Below are 15,936 nucleotides of genomic sequence, written 5' to 3'. Positions count from 1 at the left end.
GGCCCCGCCTGCGGGCGGCGCCGGACCTCCCTTCCCCGAAGGACCTGTGGCGATGACTCCTGCCCTGCCCACCCAGCACCGTCCCGCCGGCGAACAGACCGACCGGCACACCGCCGACGCGGCGGTGACCCGACTGGCCCTGGACGCCCGCGACGGCGACCCCGCGAAGGCCGACCGCTTCGTGCGTGCGCTGCACCGCGACGTCTGGCGCTACGTCGCCTACCTCAGCGCCGACACCCAGGCCGCCGACGACCTCACCCAGGACGTGTTCCTCCGGGCCCTCGCCGCCCTCCCACGCTTCGAAGGCCGCTCCTCGGCGCGCACCTGGCTGCTGTCCATCGCCCGCCGCACCGTCGTCGACAGCCTCCGCCACGCCGCCGCCCGGCCCAGGCTCTCGGACCGCTACGACTGGCAGACCGCCGCCGAACAGACCCAGCCGTGCGACGTCCCCGGCTTCGACGAGGGCGTCGCACTGGCCGAACTCCTGGCCGCGATCCCGTCGGAGCGCCGGGACGCCTTCGTCCTCACCCAGCTCCTCGGCCTGCCGTACGCGGATGCGGCCGAGGCCATCGGCTGCCCCATCGGCACCGTCCGCTCCCGGGTGGCCCGTGCCCGCACCTCCCTCATCGAGCTGCTGACGGACACCACGGCGGCCGCACCCGCACCGGAGCTTCCGCTCGCGGAGCGGGGACAACGGTTCGCCGCGCCGGCCGTGCCGACCGCGCGGGCCGTGCCGACCGCGCCGGCCGTGCGGAAGGGTGCGCTCGCCCCGTCACCCGCCTGATCCGACCAGGGAGCACGGGAGGGCTCGGTGTCACCGCAGCCCTCCCGTGGCCGGCGGCGGCCGCACGCGTACGAGGGCTCCGCATTCGACGGCGGGCGCGCTACCCTCCACCGCATGATTGACATGGGCATGTTAAAGACCTGGGTGCGCGGGCGCCTTCGCCGGCGTACCGGCCGGCGCGCCTTCGTCGGACTCCTCCTGCTGACCCTGCTCGGTACGACGACCGCCGCGGCCGCCTCGCCCCCGCGCCCGCGCCCGTCTACCCCCGCCTCCGCCTCCGCCGCCGCCTCGCCCCCGGGCCCGCGCCCGTCTACCCCCGCCCCCGCCTCCGCCGCCACCGCGACGGCGGGCACGAGCGCGGCCGGTGCCGCGGCCGCCCGCTGGGGTGACCGGCGCCTCGACGAGGCCGCCTTCCTGACCACCCACAACGCGTTCACCAACTACGAGGACTCCCGCTGGAGTTCGGTGAACCAGGCCGAGTCGGTGCGCGCCCAGCTCGACAACGGGGTCCGCGGCCTGAGCCTGGACACACACTGGTACGAGCGCAGCACCTGGCTGTGCGTCATCAGCTTCGGCAGCGACTGCTACCCCAGCGACGTGTACCTGTGCCACGGCGACTGCAAGACCTTCGCCGGCGCCACGTACGCCCTCCCCCGGCAGTCCTTCCACGGCACGATGCAGACCGTGGTGGACTTCCTGGCCGCCCATCCGCAGGAGGTGGTGACGATCTTCCTCGAGGACTACGTCAGCGCCGAGCAGCTGCAACAGTCCCTCGGCAGGGTCAGAGGGCTGCCCGAGATGGTGTTCCGGCCCGACGAGTGGGGCGTACGCCGGCACGGATGGCCGAAGGTGGCGGACCTCGTGACCGCCGGCAAGCGGCTGCTGATCTTCTCCGACCGGTCCGACCGTGAGCACCTGGGCGTCATGTACGACAAGTCCTGGACGGTGAGCAACTACTGGAGCCTCGGCGACCTGGGCAACGACCTCGCCTGCGTCAGCCGCTGGTCCGACGTACCGCTGGACCGTCAGGAGCCGGGATTCCGGCGCCTGTTCACCATGAGCCACCACCGCAACGTGCCGACCGTCATGACGGCGGCCCTGGACAACGGCACCAAGCTGAGGAACCGCATCGCGGGGCAGTGCCGGACGGCCACCGGAGGCCGTGATCCGAACTTCGTCTCCGTCGACTTCCACCGCCTGTCGGACGGAAGCGGCCACACTCCCGCCTCGATCGTCGCGGAGCTCAACGCGGGCCCCTGAAAGCCCCCCGCACGCACGCCGAAGCGGCCCTCCACGATGTGGAGGGCCGCTCCCGGTCAAGCCGTTACCGCATCACGGGACTACGGCGTTACCTTCAGCAGCTTGTTCGCGGTGCCGGAGGACGGGTTCTTGATGGCACCCTTCGTCGCGGCACCGGTCAGCGCGGTGGCCGTGTCGGCGGGCGTCGCCGACGGGTGGGCCGCCAGGTAGAGCGCGGCAGCGCCCGCCACGTGCGGGGCGGCCATCGACGTCCCGGAGATCGTCTTGACGGCCGTGTCACTGTCCTTCCAGGCCGACGTGATCTCCGAGCCCGGCGCGTACAGGTCCACCACCGAGCCGAAGTTCGAGAAGTCCGACTGCTGGTCGCCCTCGGTGCTGGATGCGACCGTGAGGGCCTCGGGCACCCGGGAGGGCGAGCCCTGACCAGCGTCGGAGGACTCGTTTCCGGCCGCCACGGAGAAGGTCACGCCGGAGGCGACGGCCCGCTTCACGGCTGCGTCCAGCGCCTCGTCCGCGCCGCCGCCGAGGCTCATGTTGGCCACCGACGGCCCGGAGTGGTTCTTCGTCACCCAGTCGATGCCCGCCACGACCTGCTCGGTGGTGCCGGACCCGTTGTCGTCCAGCACCCGCACCGCGACGACCTTGGCCTTCTTGGCGACGCCGTGGGAAGTGCCGGCGATGGTGCCCGCCACGTGGGTGCCGTGGCCGTTGCCGTCGTCAGCGGTGTCGTCGTTGTCGATCGCGTCGAAACCGTGAGCGGCCCGACCGCTGAAGTCCTTGTGCGAAATCCTGACACCCGTGTCGATGACGTACGCCGTCACCCCCTCGCCGCCGCCGTCCGGGTACGTGTACTTGTCGTCGCCGGCCGTGGCGGCCTGGTCGATCCGGTCCAGGCCCCAGGACGGGGGCTTCTCCTGCGTCTCGTTGATGCGGAAGCGCTTGTTCTGCACGACCGTGCCGACGGCCGGGTCCGCGGCGAGCCGCTTCGCCTCCTTCACCGTCATGCCTGATGCGGAGAAGCCGTTGACCTGCGAGCCGTACGAGCGCTCCAGCTTGCCGCCGTACTTCTTCGCCAAGTCCTCCTTGTTCGCGGATGCGTCGAGAATGACGACGAAGCTGCCGTCCACGGCGTCTGCTACGCCGAGTCCGTGCACAGTCCCTTCGGCCGGTGTGGCCGCCCCCGCGAGGGGGCTCGCAAACAGGGCCACCGCGGCCGCAGTTGCGGCGCTCGCGGCTATGGCCGTGTTGCGAAGGGCTTTGGATCGCTTGTGAGTTGCCATGTAGAGGGTTCTCCTCGTGTTGACGTGTGGGGCGTCAAACCGTCTGGAGAACCCTGTTCCGATTGACAGGAGCAAATCAAGAGCGAACCAGGGGTAAGGGCTTCTTCAACAAGGTTTCTTAATGGGCTCTCCGCACCGCCTCCACCTCGCACACATGTTCTCTGGAACCCCTGCACGGAATGGACACATGATCGCTTCGGCGGCGGGAGGCCGGGGCGCGCGTGTTTGGCGGGGCCCTGACGGGTTAGGCGCCGATTATCGGGAATCCCGTGAGGAGCGTGAACCGTCATGGGTGGAGACAAGCGCCGGATGCCGGGCGAGGGCCGCGAGGAGCAGATCCGCGGGCGCTCGCCGGAACCTGACCAGCTGAAGACGGGCGGCCGGCCGCGCAGCCCCGACGAGGTCGCGCACGAGCGCGGCCGCGAAGACGCGACGATGCGTGACGTGATGCACGACCTGCGTGAGGAGGACTTGGACGACATGCGCGACGACCGCTGAGGGTCGTCACGCCCCCTCGGCCGCGAGGCGGCCGAGGGCCCGGACGACCGCCGCAGCCGGTGACCTTGCTGGTCCAACGGGACCGGGAGCACCGCCGGGGTCGCCCGCGGCGCCGGGAATCGCGCAGTCGTGGTCGGTCCGCCCCGGGGAGCGGCCTATGGCGTGGTCGTCCGGCTCACCGGCCGGAGCCCCCCTTTTTTGCGGCCCGGCTGCGTGCTGGTGAGCCCGGACGATCGTGGAATCCACCGAGACGGCCCAGTCGTCTGCGGAGACCAGGACGCGCTGGGGGAGCTGGCGAGAAGCGCGTCGAGCAGCAGCCGGCCGGATTCTCCCCCTGGGACGCCCTCATCCTGGCAGGGGGAACTCGTCCCGGTCGTCCAGGTCCGGCTGGGCGCGGGACCCCGTACCGACCCCCGTACCGCCCCCGATCCGCGCGTCAGGGCGATCGTCGCGACGGCCTTCGCCCGCGTCGACACCGTGACCGAACTCCGGGCCGCGCGCAACGGACGACTCGACCTGGCAGAGCTGTACGACCAGTGCCTCGCGGCGGTGCGGGGCGCCGACAGCCGGGCCGGCGGCGACCCGGGATGACCCACCGCACCGTGGAGCAGTTCGCCTACGCGGCGATCCCGGCCGCGTAGGAGGCCAGGCCCTCCATGCTCGGGCCGGCCCAGCCGACGTGGCCGTCGGGGCGGATGAGGAACAGCCCGTCCCCGTAGGCCTCGTACGAGGGGATCCGGACGGTACGGACGGCCGCGAGCCCGGGGAGTCCGGACAGGTCGGGCAGGTCCGGCAGGCCGGTGCCGGTGCCGGTGCCGGTGCCGGTGCCGGTGCCGACGGTCAGCAGCGTCCAGTGCGTGCCCCGGAATTCCTCGAAGAGCCGGACGCCGCCGCGCACCCCGTCCGGTGCGCGGTCGCCCGCCCGGAGGGCCTCTTCGGCCAGGCCGTCGCGGGTCTCCACCGCGAGGGCCGAATCCCGGTAGCCGATGCCGAGCTGTCGGGTGGCTTCGCCGCGCCGTGCCTCGCCGCGGTGGATGCGCGTGGACAGGCCGAGCATCTCGGCGGCGACCGGCAGCCGCTCCTCCTCGTAGGTGTCGAGCAGCGACGCGCGGGCTCCCTCGCGCAGCACGGCGGCCAGCTTCCAGCCCAGGTTGTACGCGTCCTGGACGCTGGTGTTGAGGCCCTGTCCGCCGGCGGGCGAGTGCACGTGCGCACTGTCACCGGCGAGGAAGATCCGGCCGTCCCGGAAGCGGTCGGCCATCGCGGCCCGCGGCCGGAAGTCCGAGGCCCAGCGCACCTCCTTCACGTCACCGGGCGCGAGGTGGGAGCGGGCGCCGACCACCTTGCGGATCCCTTCGAGCGAGAGGTCCGGCTCGGTGCCCTCCGGGAACTGGGCCACCACCTGGAACTCCTCGGTCGCGGCCAGGGGCCAGATCGCGAGATAGCCCCCGCCCTCGGCCGGCGGGAAGACGTGCATGTGGTCGCGGTCGAGGCCCTCGAGCCGGACGTCCGCGACCAGCATCGGGTTCGGGTCGACCGTCTCGCCGGTCATGCCGATGCCCAGCGCCCGCCGCACGGTGGACCGGCCGCCGTCCGCCGCCACGGCGTACCGCGCCCGGACGGGCGGCCCGGAGACGAAGGCGGCCGTCACTCCCTCCGGGTCCTGCTCGATGCCGGTCAGCTCCCGGCCGAAGGCGATCTCGCCGCCCAGCTCCGCGAGCCGCGCGGCGAGGATCTCCTGCGTACGCCACTGCGGCACCATCCAGGGCTCGGCGTAGGGGGCGCCCTCGTCCGGTACGGCCGCGTCGAACATCCGGTGCTCGCCGGTGCGGACGCCGTCCTCCCAGATCACCCCGACCGGGTACGAGGCTCCGGCCGCCTGGATCGCGTCGTGCACGCCGAGGTCGTCGAGCACCTCCAGCGTGCGGGGCTGCAGCCCCTTGCCGCGCGATCCCGGGAAGAGCGAACCGGAGCGCTCGACGACGAGGGCGGCGACTCCGCGGCGGGCGAGGTCGATGGCGAGAGCGAGCCCGGTGGGGCCGGCTCCGACGATGAGCACGTCGGTGTGGTGTGCGGGGGCGTGCGTGTCCACGGCATTCTCCTTAACGTTGTTAAGTGCTGCGCTCCCCAGCATGCATTTAACGGTGTTAAACTGTCAACCGTGGCAACCCGGAAACCCCCCAAGCTGGACAAGAAGCAGGCCGTCGACACCGCGCTGCGGCTCTTGAACGAGGTCGGCCTCGACGGACTGACGCTGCGCGCGATCGCCAAGGAGCTCGACGTCCAGGCGCCGGCCCTCTACTGGCACTTCAAGAACAAGCAGGAACTCCTCGACGAGATGGCCACCGAGATGTACCGCCGGATGGTCGCCGGGCAGCGGATCGCCCCCGACGCCACGTGGCAGGAACAGCTGATGGCCTTCAACAGGGGGCTGCGGGACGCCCTGCTCGGCTACCGCGACGGCGCCAAGGTCTACAGCGGCTCCCGCTTCACCGGCACCGAGCACGCGGTCCAGCTGGAGGAGAACCTCCGCGCCTTCGGTGCAGCGGGCTTCGAGCCCGCCCAGGCCGTACGCGCCCTCACCACGGCCTACTACTTCACACTGGGCTTCGTCACCGAGGAACAAGGGGTCGAACCCCTGCCGGGTGACCGCCGCGACGGCTACGACGTCGACGAACGCGCCGCGCGCATGGCGGACTTCCCCCTGGCGGCGGCCGCCGGAGCCGAACTCTTCCAGGATTTCGGCACGGGGTTCGAGGAGAGCCTGCGCCTGCTCATCGCGGGCATCGAGGCCCGCTACGGCATCGCTTGAGCTCTCGTCACGGGCAGCCCCGCCCGCACACCGGGGAAGTCCCGGCGCTCACCCGGCCGTCAGCCGTCCAGGTCCGCGTACGAGTGCGGTGCGGAGGCGCCCAGGGTCCGGCGGGCGCCCCACAACAGGTTCCGGCGTAGGCTTTCGCCCAATGGAGCGGCGGGGGGCGGAACACATGACGGCGGAAACGGCACGGACCTGGGGGGCGACCCTCGATTCGGTCGTGGTGTACGCACAGGGCGCGCTCTGCCGCCGCCTGGCCCGGGGCAGCGTGCCGCCCGACGGCCGGGTACGCGTGACGGGGCTGCCCCGCTCGCTGGATCCGGGCTCGCTGCGGGCCCGTGTCCTGGGGGCTCCCGGGGTGCGCGTCACCGAGGCCCGGGTGGAGGTCGAAGCCGAACCGCTCGGCGCGGGCACGCCCGACGAGCTGCGGCGCGAGGTCGAGCGGCTGGGCGACGCGTACACGGCGGCGCGGGCCCGCCGGGACCGACAGCTGAGCCTGATCGAGGAAGTCAAAGCCCTTCACCCGGTGCCGCCTCCCCGCAGGCGCGACGACCCGCACCGCCGCACCCCGGTCGACGCGTGGCTGGATCTGGCCGACTTCGTCGAGGAGCGGCTGACCGGACTGCACGCCCGCCTCGCCGAGCTGGAGGAGACGCTGCGCGGGGCCGAGCACGAACTCACCGTCGCCGCCGACCGGCTCGCCCGCGCCTCCACCGACGCACCGCCGGCACACGTGGAGACCACCGTCTGCGCCGTCCTGACCCTCGACGGCGCCGCCGAGGACGAGGTGGAACTGGAGCTGGAGTACGGGGTGCCGGGCGCCGTCTGGGTGCCGGCCTACCGGCTCACTCACCGTCAGGGCGACGACAGCGGCCACCTGGTGCTGCGCGCGTCGGTCGCCCAGCGGACCGGCGAGGACTGGACCGGCGTGCGCATCGCCCTGGCCACCGCCGATCTCCGGCGCCGCACCGACCTGCCGAAGCTCCGCTCGATCCGGATCGGACGCAGTCAGCCCGCCCCCGCGCCCTCCGGCTGGCGCGAGCCCCCCGCGGGGCTCGCCGGCCTGTTCGCCGGGTACGAGGCGGCCGGCCCCCGACCCGTCACGGCCGCCACCCCTTCGGCTGTCGGGGCCGGTTCCGCTCCCTCGGCCGCCAGGCCTTCCGGGGGCGGCTCCGCGTACGGTCCCGTTCCGCCACCGCCGCCTCCCCCGCCCGCACCACAGGGCTACGGCGGCGCGATGCCCGACTTCGCGCAGGCGGCCCCCGCGCGGCCGGCCCCCGCGCGGCCGGGCGCCAGGCCGCGTACCGCCGCCCGGTCCTTCGCAGGGGCCCCCGCCGCCATGCCACCCGCCGCGATGGCACCCGCGGCTCCCGCGGCTCCGGGCGGAGCCCCGCCGCCGCCTCCGCCGCAACCGGTGGCCGGCCCGCCGCAGCCGAGCGGCGCCGAACTCGACTACGCCGCCCTCACCCTGTGCGGCCCCGACGAGCAGGGCGGTCGCCGGGGCCGGCTGTTCCCCGGCGCTCCCATCGATCCGGTGGCGGCCGAGTGCCGTCGCCGTGCCGAAGCGGTGGCCGCGCTGCCGCTGCCCGGACAGGCCGTGCGGCCCCGCGAGTCGGCGGGCTCCTTCGACCACCGCTTCGATGCCGCCGCCCGCGCCGACGTCCCCTCGGACGGCACCTGGCACACCGTCACCGTCGCCGAGGTCCCGGTCGGCCTGCGCACCGAGTACCTCTGCGTGCCCTCCGTCGAGCAGACCGTGTACGCGACGCTGGTGCTCTCGAACGCCACCGGCCAGGCGCTGCTGGCCGGCCCGGTGGAGGTGGTCGTCGACGACGAGTTCCTGCTGACCGCCGCACTGCCCACGCTCGCCCCCGGCGGTGTCCGCCGGGTCGGGCTGGGGCGCGCCGAGGGCATCCGGGTCACCCGCCGTACGAACGTGCACGAGTCGACCGCGGGCCTGCGGGGCAACACCACCGTGCTCGACCACCGCGTGCACGTGGAGCTGGCCAACGGGCTGGCGAGGCCCGTCACCGTCGAGGTCCGCGAGCGGGTTCCGGTCACCTCCGATCCGGACGTCCGCATCGAGGAACGGGCCGACTGGACGGCGCCCGAGGAGGGCAAGGGGCCCGAACACCATGCCCCGGGCACCCGTCTCTGGCGGCTGGAGCTGCCCGCCGGCGCCACCGCCGCCCTGGGCGGCGGCTACGAGATCCGCATCCCGACCGGCAAGGCCCTGGTCGGCGGCAACCGCAGGAGCTGACGCACCCCATGTCCACGGCCCCGAAGCCGATCGCCCTCCCCGTCACCGCCGTCACCTGTCTCGAGGACCGCGCCCATGTCGAACGCACCGTCGTGCTCGACCTGGAGGCCGGCGTCCAGCGGCTGCGGCTCGGGCCGGTCAGTGCGCTGGCCGTCGACCGGACCCTTCATGCCGAGCTGACCGCCGACGACCCGGCGACGGTGCTCGACGTGCGGATCGTCCGCAGCTGGACGCCGCGCGGGCCGCTGCCCTCCGCCGACGAGGACTCCGCGCTGCGCCTGCGCGTACACGCCCTCGAAGAGGAGCGGACGGCCCTGGAGCAGCGGCGTGACCGGCTGCGTGCCCGCCTCGCCCTGCTGGGCCGCCTCGCCGCCGATCTGCTGCGGGACATCGGCGAGGGCGCCGGCTCGGGGGAGGCCGAACGGCCGCGCTGGACCCGCGAACTGGACCGGCTGGACGCGGAGCGCGACACGCACGGTGAGCGACTGCGCATCGTGGAGGTCCGGCTGGCCGAGCTCGGCACCGAATTCGGCGCCGTCCAGCGGGCCATGGACCTCTCCGAGGAGGAGCCGGCCGAGCTGGTCGGCCATGTGGAGCTGACGGTGGAGGCCGCGGTCGCCGGGCCGGTCGGGCTGCGCCTGAGCCACCTCACCCCGTGTGCGCTGTGGCGGCCCGCCTACCGGGCCGTCCTCGACGGGGACGCCCTGACGCTGGAGACCGACGCGGTGGTCTGGCAGCGCACCGGTGAGGACTGGTCGGACGTACGGCTGACCTTGTCGACCGCCCGCTCGGCGCTGGCCACCGACCCGCCACGGCTGGGCGAGGACCGGCTGACGCTCAAGGACCGCTCCGCGGCGGAGCGCCGCACGGTCGACGTGGAGCTGCGCGAGGAGGAGATCGGCTCCCTCGGGCCGGCCCCGGTGCTCGGCCTGCCCGGGGTGGACGACGGAGGCGAGGCGCGCGTGCTGCACTCCCCCGCGCCGGTCTCCGTGCCCGGGGACGGCCGCGCCCACCGGGTGCCGCTCTCCGTGTTCACCGCGGACGCGAGCAGTGAGTACGCCTGCTCACCGGAGGTGTCGCCGCTGGTCACCCAGGTGGTGCGGTTCGACAACCCGTCCGGCCACGCGCTGCTCGCCGGGCCGGTGGACCTGGTCCGCGGCAGCGGATTCAGTGGCCGCGGCACGCTGGACTTCACGGCCCCCGGCGCCCGCGTCGAGCTCGCCTTCGGCAGTCGCGACGACCACGGGGTGGTCCGGCAGACGGAGGAGTCCCGGGAGTCCGCCGGGATCATGCAGCGGACCGTGGTCACCCGAACGGTCCGGCTGCACCTGTCCCGGTTCTCCGCACCCGGGGAACGCGGTGACCGGGTGGTCGTGCTGCGGGAGCGGATCCCGGTCTCCGAGGTCTCGGCGGTGGAGGTACGCCTGCGCAAGGATGCCTGCTCCCCGCCGCCCGAGGTGGTCGACGCCGACGGGATCGCCCGCTGGGACGTCGCCCTCCCGCCCGGCGGCCGGCGCACGGTCACCCTGGTCTACGAGCTGTCGGCGAGCTCCAAGGTCGCCGGACTCTGAGGCCGCCGGACTCCGAGCTCGCCGGACTCTGAGCTCGGCGGGCTCTGAGCGGCGGCCCCTGATCCCGCCGTGCTCCGGGCACTCACCCGTGCGGCGGACCTGAAGCGCAGGAGGGGCACAGCCCCCGGTAGGTGACCTCGGCCTCGGACACCGTGAAGCCGAAGCGTTCCTCCACCGCGAGGCCCGCCAGTGGATCGCCGGTCGGGTGGACGTCGCGGATGAGGCCGCAGCCGGAGCACACCAGGTGCTGGTGGGGCTGGTGCGCGTTGGGGTCGTAGCGCTTGGCGCGGCCGTGCGCGGAGACCTCCACGACCTCACCGAGCGAGACCAGTTCGCCCAGGGTGTTGTAGACGGTGGCCCGGGAGATCTCGGGCAGCCGCTCGGCCGCGCGGGCGTGCACCTCGTCGGCCGTGAGGTGCACGTGCTCGCCGTCGAGGACCTCCGCCACGACGCGCCGCTGGGACGTCATGCGCCAGCCACGTCCTCGCAGTCGCTCCGTCAGGTCACTCATGCCGGTCCACCTCTCCCTTGCGTGCCGCGCCGGAAAACAATTCCCGTTCCCCTTCCGCTTCCGTCACCCTCTGCGTGTTCTCGCGGCCGCGCGGTCCGCGGTGCGCGACCATACGGACGCCGATACCCGCTCGATTATCGGCGCCGTTCGTGAGCAGAGGGAAACACCGAGACAGGAAGAAGGACTGACGTGTCCGGCAGCGAAAGCGAGAACCCAGTAATCCCCGCCCCGACCCCCACGTCGACCCGCCCCCGGGCGAACCGGGACTGGTGGCCGGATCAGCTGGACCTTCAGGTTCTCCACCAGCACTCGCCCCGTTCGCATCCGATGGGTGAGGACTTCGACTACGCGGAAGAGTTCGCGTCCCTGGACGTCGAGGCGCTGAAGCAGGACGTCTTCGAGGTGATGACGGACTCGCAGGACTGGTGGCCCGCCGACTACGGCCACTACGGGCCGCTCTTCATCCGGATGAGCTGGCACGCCGCGGGCACCTACCGCATCGAGGACGGCCGGGGCGGTGGCGGCTCCGGTGCCCAGCGCTTCGCCCCCCTCAACAGCTGGCCGGACAACGCGAGCCTCGACAAGGCGCGCCGTTTGCTCTGGCCGGTCAAGCAGAAGTACGGGCGGAAGATCTCATGGGCCGATCTTCTGGTTTTCGCCGGTAACTGTGCCATGGAATCGATGGGATTCAAGACGTTCGGATTCGGATTCGGACGAGAGGACATCTGGGAGCCCGAGGAAATCTTCTGGGGGCCCGAGGACACGTGGCTCGGAGACGAGCGGTACAGCGGCGACCGGGAACTCACCGGTCCTTTCGGCGCCGTGCAGATGGGCCTGATCTACGTCAATCCGGAGGGGCCCAACGGCAACCCGGATCCGATCGCCGCCGCCAGGGACATCCGCGAGACGTTCGCGCGGATGGCCATGAACGACGAGGAGACGGTCGCGCTCATCATCGGCGGCCACACGTTCGGCAAGTGCCACGGCGCGGTCGGGCCCGATTACATCGGTCCGGAACCGGAAGCCTGCCCGATCGAGCAGCAGGGCCTCGGGTGGAAGAACTCGTACGGCAGCGGCAAGGGCGTCGACTCGCTCACCAGTGGTCTCGAGGGGGCGTGGACCTCCGAGCCGACGAAGTGGGACAACGGCTACCTGGACAACCTGTTCCGCTACGACTGGGAGCTGACGACGAGCCCGGCCGGCGCACAGCAGTGGACCCCCAAGGATCCCGCGGCCCAGGGCACGGTGCCCGACGCCCACGATCCGTCGAAGCGGCACGCTCCCATGATGCTGACGACGGACCTCGCACTGAAGCTGGATCCGGTCTACGCGCCGATCTCGAAGGCCTTCCACGAGAACCCGGACCGGCTCGCGGACGCGTTCGCCAAGGCCTGGTACAAGCTGCTGCACCGCGACATGGGCCCCCTCTCGCGCTATCTCGGCCCGTGGATCCCCGCGCCGCAGCTGTGGCAGGACCCCGTACCCGAGGTCGATCACGCGCTGGTCGGGGACGCGGAGATCGCCGACCTCAAGGCCCGGATCCTCGCCTCGGGCCGGTCCGTCTCCCAGCTGGTCACCACCGCCTGGGCGGCGGCCGCGAGCTTCCGCGGCACCGACAAGCGCGGCGGGGCCAACGGGGCACGGATCCGGCTCGCGCCGCAGAAGGACTGGGAGGTCAACGCCCTGCCCGAGGTGGCCGAGACGCTGCGGACCCTGGAAGGGATCCAGCGCGACTTCAACGGCGCGCAGGCCGGGCCGGTGAAGGTGTCGCTCGCCGACCTGATCGTCCTGGGGGGGTGCGCCGCCGTCGAGCAGGCCGCGAAGAAGGCCGGGCACGACATCACGGTCCCGTTCGCACCGGGGCGCACGGACGCCTCGCAGGAGCAGACCGACGTCGAGGCGTTCTCCGTACTCGAACCCAAGGCGGACGGGTTCCGCAACTACCTCCCGGCGGGAGAGAAGCTGTCGCCGGAGACCCTGCTGCTGGACCGCGCCAGCCTGCTGACGTTGACCGCGCCCGAGATGACGGTTCTGGTCGGCGGCATGCGGGCCCTGAACACCGGCTTCGGGGGGTCCTCCCACGGCCTCTTCACCCAGCGGCCGGAGACGCTGACCAACGACTTCTTCGTCAACCTGCTCGACATGGGTACGGAGTGGAAGGCGTCGGCCACGGCGGAGAACGTGTTCGAGGGCCAGGACGTCGCCACGGGCAGGGCCAAGTGGACCGCCACCGCCGTCGATCTCGTGTTCGGTTCGCACTCCCAGCTCCGGGCCCTCTCGGAGGTCTACGCGTCCAAGGACGCGGGAGAGAAGTTCGTACGCGATTTCGTGGCGGCCTGGGACAAGGTGATGAACCTCGACCGGTTCGACCTCGCCTGATCCCGGGGTCCCGGCCGGCCCTCGCCGTCCGGCCGGGCACCCGGGATCCGACCGGGTGCGTGCGCCGGCGCCGGGGCCTACGCTCGGCGCATGGCACTGGAGTGGGAGCAGCTCGTCGTCGACGCCGGGAACCCGGCGGTCCTGGGGCACTGGTGGGCGCAGGCCCTGGGATGGGTCGTCGTGAACGACGACCCGGACGAGTACGAGATCCGCCCGGCACCCGAACGGCTGCCGGGGGTGGTCTTCGTGCCGGTGCCGGACGCCAAGACGGTGAAGAACCGCCTGCACCTCGACTTCCGCCCCGACGACCAGGACGCGGAGGTACGCCGCCTCCTGGCGCACGGCGCACGCCCGGCCGACGTGGGGCAGGGCCCCGAGGTGACGTGGGTGGTGCTCGCCGACCCGGAGGGCAACGAGTTCTGCGTCCTGGCCCCGCGCCGCACCTGATCCGGCGGTCACCCCGCCCGGCGGTTCAGCGCCCTCGGCCCCGGAGACGGGCGAGGAGGGACCGGCCCCTGCCGCTCTCCCGCCCGCCCTGCGGAGCCGGCACCGCAGGGGAGCCCGCCTGCCGCGCTTCCATCGCGGCGGTCATCTCCGCGCGGCGCCGCTCGTCCTCGTCCGGAGCCTGTGCGTCGAACTCGGCCACCGCCGTCAGCATCTTCGCGGCCAGGTCGAGGAAGGTGGGCTCCAGCCAGGGGCACGCCTGCACGAGGCGGCACAGCGAAGCGAGGATCGTCGCGTCGCGCTGCTGCCAGGCCTCGCTCACCCCCATCATCCGGTCGGCGAGCTGGTGCCCGACGTCCTCGCGGGCGGCGGGGTCGACCCAGGCGGTGGCGAGCAGCGCGAAGCCCGCGGCCTCGTTGGTCCAGTCCTCGGGGCCGAAGAGCAGGTCGAGCAGCAGGGCCCTGCGCCGGGAGCCTTCCCAGGGCTCGTCCGCGCGGTGGTGGGCCAGGCCCAGGCAGGCGAAGGTCTGCACGGCGCGGACCCACATCTCGGGCTGCCGGCCCAGCAGGTACTGGCCCTGGTCTCCCTCGCGCGGCAGCGGCGGGTGCACGCAGACGGCCAGCAGGTCCTCGGCGCTCAGGTCGGCGAGGCGTACGGCGTGGTCGTACGCGGCCCCCGGCGCGGCCCAGCTCAACGCGGCGACCTGGCGCACGCGTTCGGCGGCCTCGGGCGACGGCGGGGCGACGGCGGGACGGGCGTCGAGTCCCTCGGGGCCGCCGAACTCCCACAGCCGGACGCCGACCTGGCGCTGCGGTTCCCGGGGATCGGGAGCGGCCACTGCCTGGTTGGCGATCCGCGCTCGCGGGAAGCCCATGGTCACGGCGAGCCGCGTACTGGGGGCTTCCAGGTTCGAGATGAGCAGCTCGATCTCGTGGTCGCGGGCGGCGTCGGGCTCGGCGAGCATCTGGTGCAGCACGTTGACGCTCGCCTCGGAGGCGGGGTGCACGTGGCCGAGCCACGGCCGGTCCTCGCACAGCTCGTCCAGGAGCTGTGCGGCGTAGCCGTGTTCGGGGTGGGTGCGCAGGTGGTCGGCGAGGGCCAGCAGGTGCGCGGTGCCGCCGTCGACGGCGTGGCGCAGCGCGAACACGGCCGGGGCGGCCTTGGGGTGGTGCGGTTCGGCGGCGAGGGCGCGTTCGAGCCAGGCCAGGCCGGCGGCGGGGCGGCCGGTCCGCCCGTACAGCTGCGCGACGTCGACGTACAGGTCCCGGTCGGAGGGGTCGCGGGCGATCTCCGCTTCCCAGACGGCGAGGGCCTCGTCGGTCCGCCCGGCGGCGCGCAGCGCGGAGCCCAGCGCGATGGCCTGCCAGTGGCCGGGGTCGGCCCGCCGGGCACGCTCGGCCCAGGCGACGGCGTCGGCCACGTCGCCGAAGCGGCGGGCCAGGGTGGAGGCCAGCGTGTTCAGCAGTACGTGTCCCGGGTGGGCGGCGACGCAGGCCCTGACCAGCGCGTAGAAGGGCTGGACCCCGTCGCGGAGCGGCTGCGGCAGGGGTTCGGGCAGGGTGCGGGAGATCCGGGCGACGGCCTGGGCCACGGCGGACGGTGCGAGCCGGCCGGGCAGGGCCGGGTCGGCCAGCCAGGCGACCTCGGCCCAGGGCCGGGCGGGGTCGGCTCCGATGACCGAGGCGAGGACGCCGACGGCGGGCTCCCAGTCCCCGACGGCGGCGTGGAGCTGGGCGACGCAGGCGACCGCGCCGATGGTGGGCTCGTCGTCGGCGAACAGCCGCAGCGCGGCGGCGTGGCCACCGGCGGCCGCGACGAGTTCGGCGAGCGCCTCGTAGGCGTCGGGGTGGCGGGGGTCTGCGGTGAGTGCGCCTGCGAGGTGTGCCGCCGCGTGCGGCAGATCATCGCTGTCGATGGCGAGCCGTGCCACCGCCACTTCGCCTTCGGCTTCGAGCCGCTCGTCCACAGGTCTCTCTCCCCCACGCCGGTCGTGGCTACGAAAGTAGCCCGTACGAGGGCGGGTTACCCCACCGGGTCCCGCCTCACCGGCCGGTCTCGGGCGGGCGCCGCCACGGGTCAGAAGGCCGACGGGGAGGGAACCCGCGGGTCAGGGACGCAGGCCACCCCATCGAAC

13 protein-coding genes are annotated in these 15,936 nt (G+C 73.2%); 9 read left to right on the top strand and 4 right to left on the bottom strand.

What is annotated here, in order from left to right; all coding sequences use genetic code 11:
• The first annotated feature begins 52 nt into the window (after positions 1-52).
• Positions 53-784, top strand: a complete 732-nt coding sequence (locus tag RIU97_RS34330; RefSeq protein WP_404961393.1) for a sigma-70 family RNA polymerase sigma factor — start codon at positions 53-55, stop codon at positions 782-784.
• A 114-nt stretch (positions 785-898) separates the two neighbouring features.
• The gene (locus RIU97_RS34325; RefSeq protein WP_404961392.1) at positions 899-2,044 is read left to right on the top strand and encodes a PI-PLC domain-containing protein; all 1,146 of its coding nucleotides are present in this window, start codon (positions 899-901) and stop codon (positions 2,042-2,044) included.
• A gap of 80 nt (positions 2,045-2,124) precedes the next feature.
• Here RIU97_RS34325 and RIU97_RS34320 read toward each other — a convergent pair whose 3' ends face one another.
• Positions 2,125-3,324, bottom strand: a complete 1,200-nt coding sequence (locus RIU97_RS34320) for a S8 family peptidase (RefSeq protein ID WP_404961391.1) — start codon at positions 3,322-3,324, stop codon at positions 2,125-2,127.
• A gap of 288 nt (positions 3,325-3,612) precedes the next feature.
• On the opposite strand from RIU97_RS34320, the gene RIU97_RS34315 reads away from it, so the two are divergent.
• Together RIU97_RS34315 and RIU97_RS34310 are read left to right on the top strand one after the other, a co-directional pair.
• A complete protein-coding gene (locus RIU97_RS34315) occupies positions 3,613-3,822 on the top strand; it encodes a hypothetical protein (protein WP_404961390.1) in 210 nt (69 codons plus the stop codon).
• A 219-nt stretch (positions 3,823-4,041) separates the two neighbouring features.
• A complete protein-coding gene (locus RIU97_RS34310; protein WP_404961389.1) occupies positions 4,042-4,413 on the top strand; it encodes a hypothetical protein in 372 nt (123 codons plus the stop codon).
• Between the two features lie 25 nt (positions 4,414-4,438).
• Here RIU97_RS34310 and RIU97_RS34305 read toward each other — a convergent pair whose 3' ends face one another.
• Positions 4,439-5,956 carry an FAD-dependent monooxygenase gene (locus tag RIU97_RS34305; RefSeq protein WP_404961388.1) on the bottom strand — a complete coding sequence of 506 codons (1,518 nt, stop codon included), beginning with the start codon at positions 5,954-5,956 and terminating at the stop codon, positions 4,439-4,441.
• A gap of 27 nt (positions 5,957-5,983) precedes the next feature.
• Between RIU97_RS34305 and RIU97_RS34300 the strand changes: the two genes are divergently transcribed.
• From RIU97_RS34300 to RIU97_RS34290, 3 genes are all read left to right on the top strand, one after another.
• Positions 5,984-6,634 (top strand): TetR/AcrR family transcriptional regulator C-terminal domain-containing protein, encoded by a 651-nt coding sequence (locus RIU97_RS34300; RefSeq protein ID WP_404961387.1) that lies wholly within the window; start codon positions 5,984-5,986, stop codon positions 6,632-6,634.
• Between the two features lie 175 nt (positions 6,635-6,809).
• The gene (locus RIU97_RS34295) at positions 6,810-8,897 is read left to right on the top strand and encodes a DUF4139 domain-containing protein (protein ID WP_404961386.1); all 2,088 of its coding nucleotides are present in this window, start codon (positions 6,810-6,812) and stop codon (positions 8,895-8,897) included.
• An 8-nt stretch (positions 8,898-8,905) separates the two neighbouring features.
• Positions 8,906-10,468, top strand: coding sequence for a DUF4139 domain-containing protein (locus RIU97_RS34290; RefSeq protein WP_404961385.1), 1,563 nt, complete (start codon positions 8,906-8,908; stop codon positions 10,466-10,468).
• Between the two features lie 82 nt (positions 10,469-10,550).
• Here RIU97_RS34290 and RIU97_RS34285 read toward each other — a convergent pair whose 3' ends face one another.
• Positions 10,551-10,979 (bottom strand): Fur family transcriptional regulator, encoded by a 429-nt coding sequence (locus tag RIU97_RS34285; RefSeq protein WP_404961384.1) that lies wholly within the window; start codon positions 10,977-10,979, stop codon positions 10,551-10,553.
• Positions 10,980-11,168: 189 nt separating this feature from the next.
• On the opposite strand from RIU97_RS34285, the gene katG reads away from it, so the two are divergent.
• Together katG and RIU97_RS34275 are read left to right on the top strand one after the other, a co-directional pair.
• Complete coding sequence (katG, locus tag RIU97_RS34280) at positions 11,169-13,358, top strand: catalase/peroxidase HPI (protein WP_404961383.1); 2,190 nt, start codon at positions 11,169-11,171, stop codon at positions 13,356-13,358.
• A 90-nt stretch (positions 13,359-13,448) separates the two neighbouring features.
• On the top strand, positions 13,449-13,805 hold the full coding sequence (locus tag RIU97_RS34275) for a VOC family protein (protein ID WP_404961382.1): 357 nt from the start codon (positions 13,449-13,451) through the stop codon (positions 13,803-13,805).
• Positions 13,806-13,830: 25 nt separating this feature from the next.
• On the opposite strand, the gene RIU97_RS34270 is transcribed toward RIU97_RS34275, so the two are convergent.
• The gene (locus RIU97_RS34270) at positions 13,831-15,768 is read right to left on the bottom strand and encodes a hypothetical protein (protein ID WP_404961381.1); all 1,938 of its coding nucleotides are present in this window, start codon (positions 15,766-15,768) and stop codon (positions 13,831-13,833) included.
• Positions 15,769-15,936: the final 168 nt, after the last annotated feature.

This window comes from Streptomyces sp. 147326 (genome assembly GCF_045000215.1).
Classification (GTDB): Bacteria; Actinomycetota; Actinomycetes; order Streptomycetales; family Streptomycetaceae; genus Streptomyces.
The sequence above is the reverse complement of the archived record's forward strand: the minus strand, read 5'-3'. Positions and strand labels throughout refer to the sequence as shown.

Coding starts and splice junctions, on each gene's coding strand:
- RIU97_RS34330 (WP_404961393.1), top strand. CDS start 53: ATGACTCCTGCCCTGCCCACCCAGCACCGTCCCGCCGGCGAACAGACC.
- RIU97_RS34325 (WP_404961392.1), top strand. CDS start 899: ATGATTGACATGGGCATGTTAAAGACCTGGGTGCGCGGGCGCCTTCGC.
- RIU97_RS34320 (WP_404961391.1), bottom strand. CDS start 3,324: ATGGCAACTCACAAGCGATCCAAAGCCCTTCGCAACACGGCCATAGCC.
- RIU97_RS34315 (WP_404961390.1), top strand. CDS start 3,613: ATGGGTGGAGACAAGCGCCGGATGCCGGGCGAGGGCCGCGAGGAGCAG.
- RIU97_RS34305 (WP_404961388.1), bottom strand. CDS start 5,956: ATGCTGGGGAGCGCAGCACTTAACAACGTTAAGGAGAATGCCGTGGAC.
- RIU97_RS34295 (WP_404961386.1), top strand. CDS start 6,810: ATGACGGCGGAAACGGCACGGACCTGGGGGGCGACCCTCGATTCGGTC.
- RIU97_RS34290 (WP_404961385.1), top strand. CDS start 8,906: ATGTCCACGGCCCCGAAGCCGATCGCCCTCCCCGTCACCGCCGTCACC.
- RIU97_RS34285 (WP_404961384.1), bottom strand. CDS start 10,979: ATGAGTGACCTGACGGAGCGACTGCGAGGACGTGGCTGGCGCATGACG.
- RIU97_RS34275 (WP_404961382.1), top strand. CDS start 13,449: ATGGCACTGGAGTGGGAGCAGCTCGTCGTCGACGCCGGGAACCCGGCG.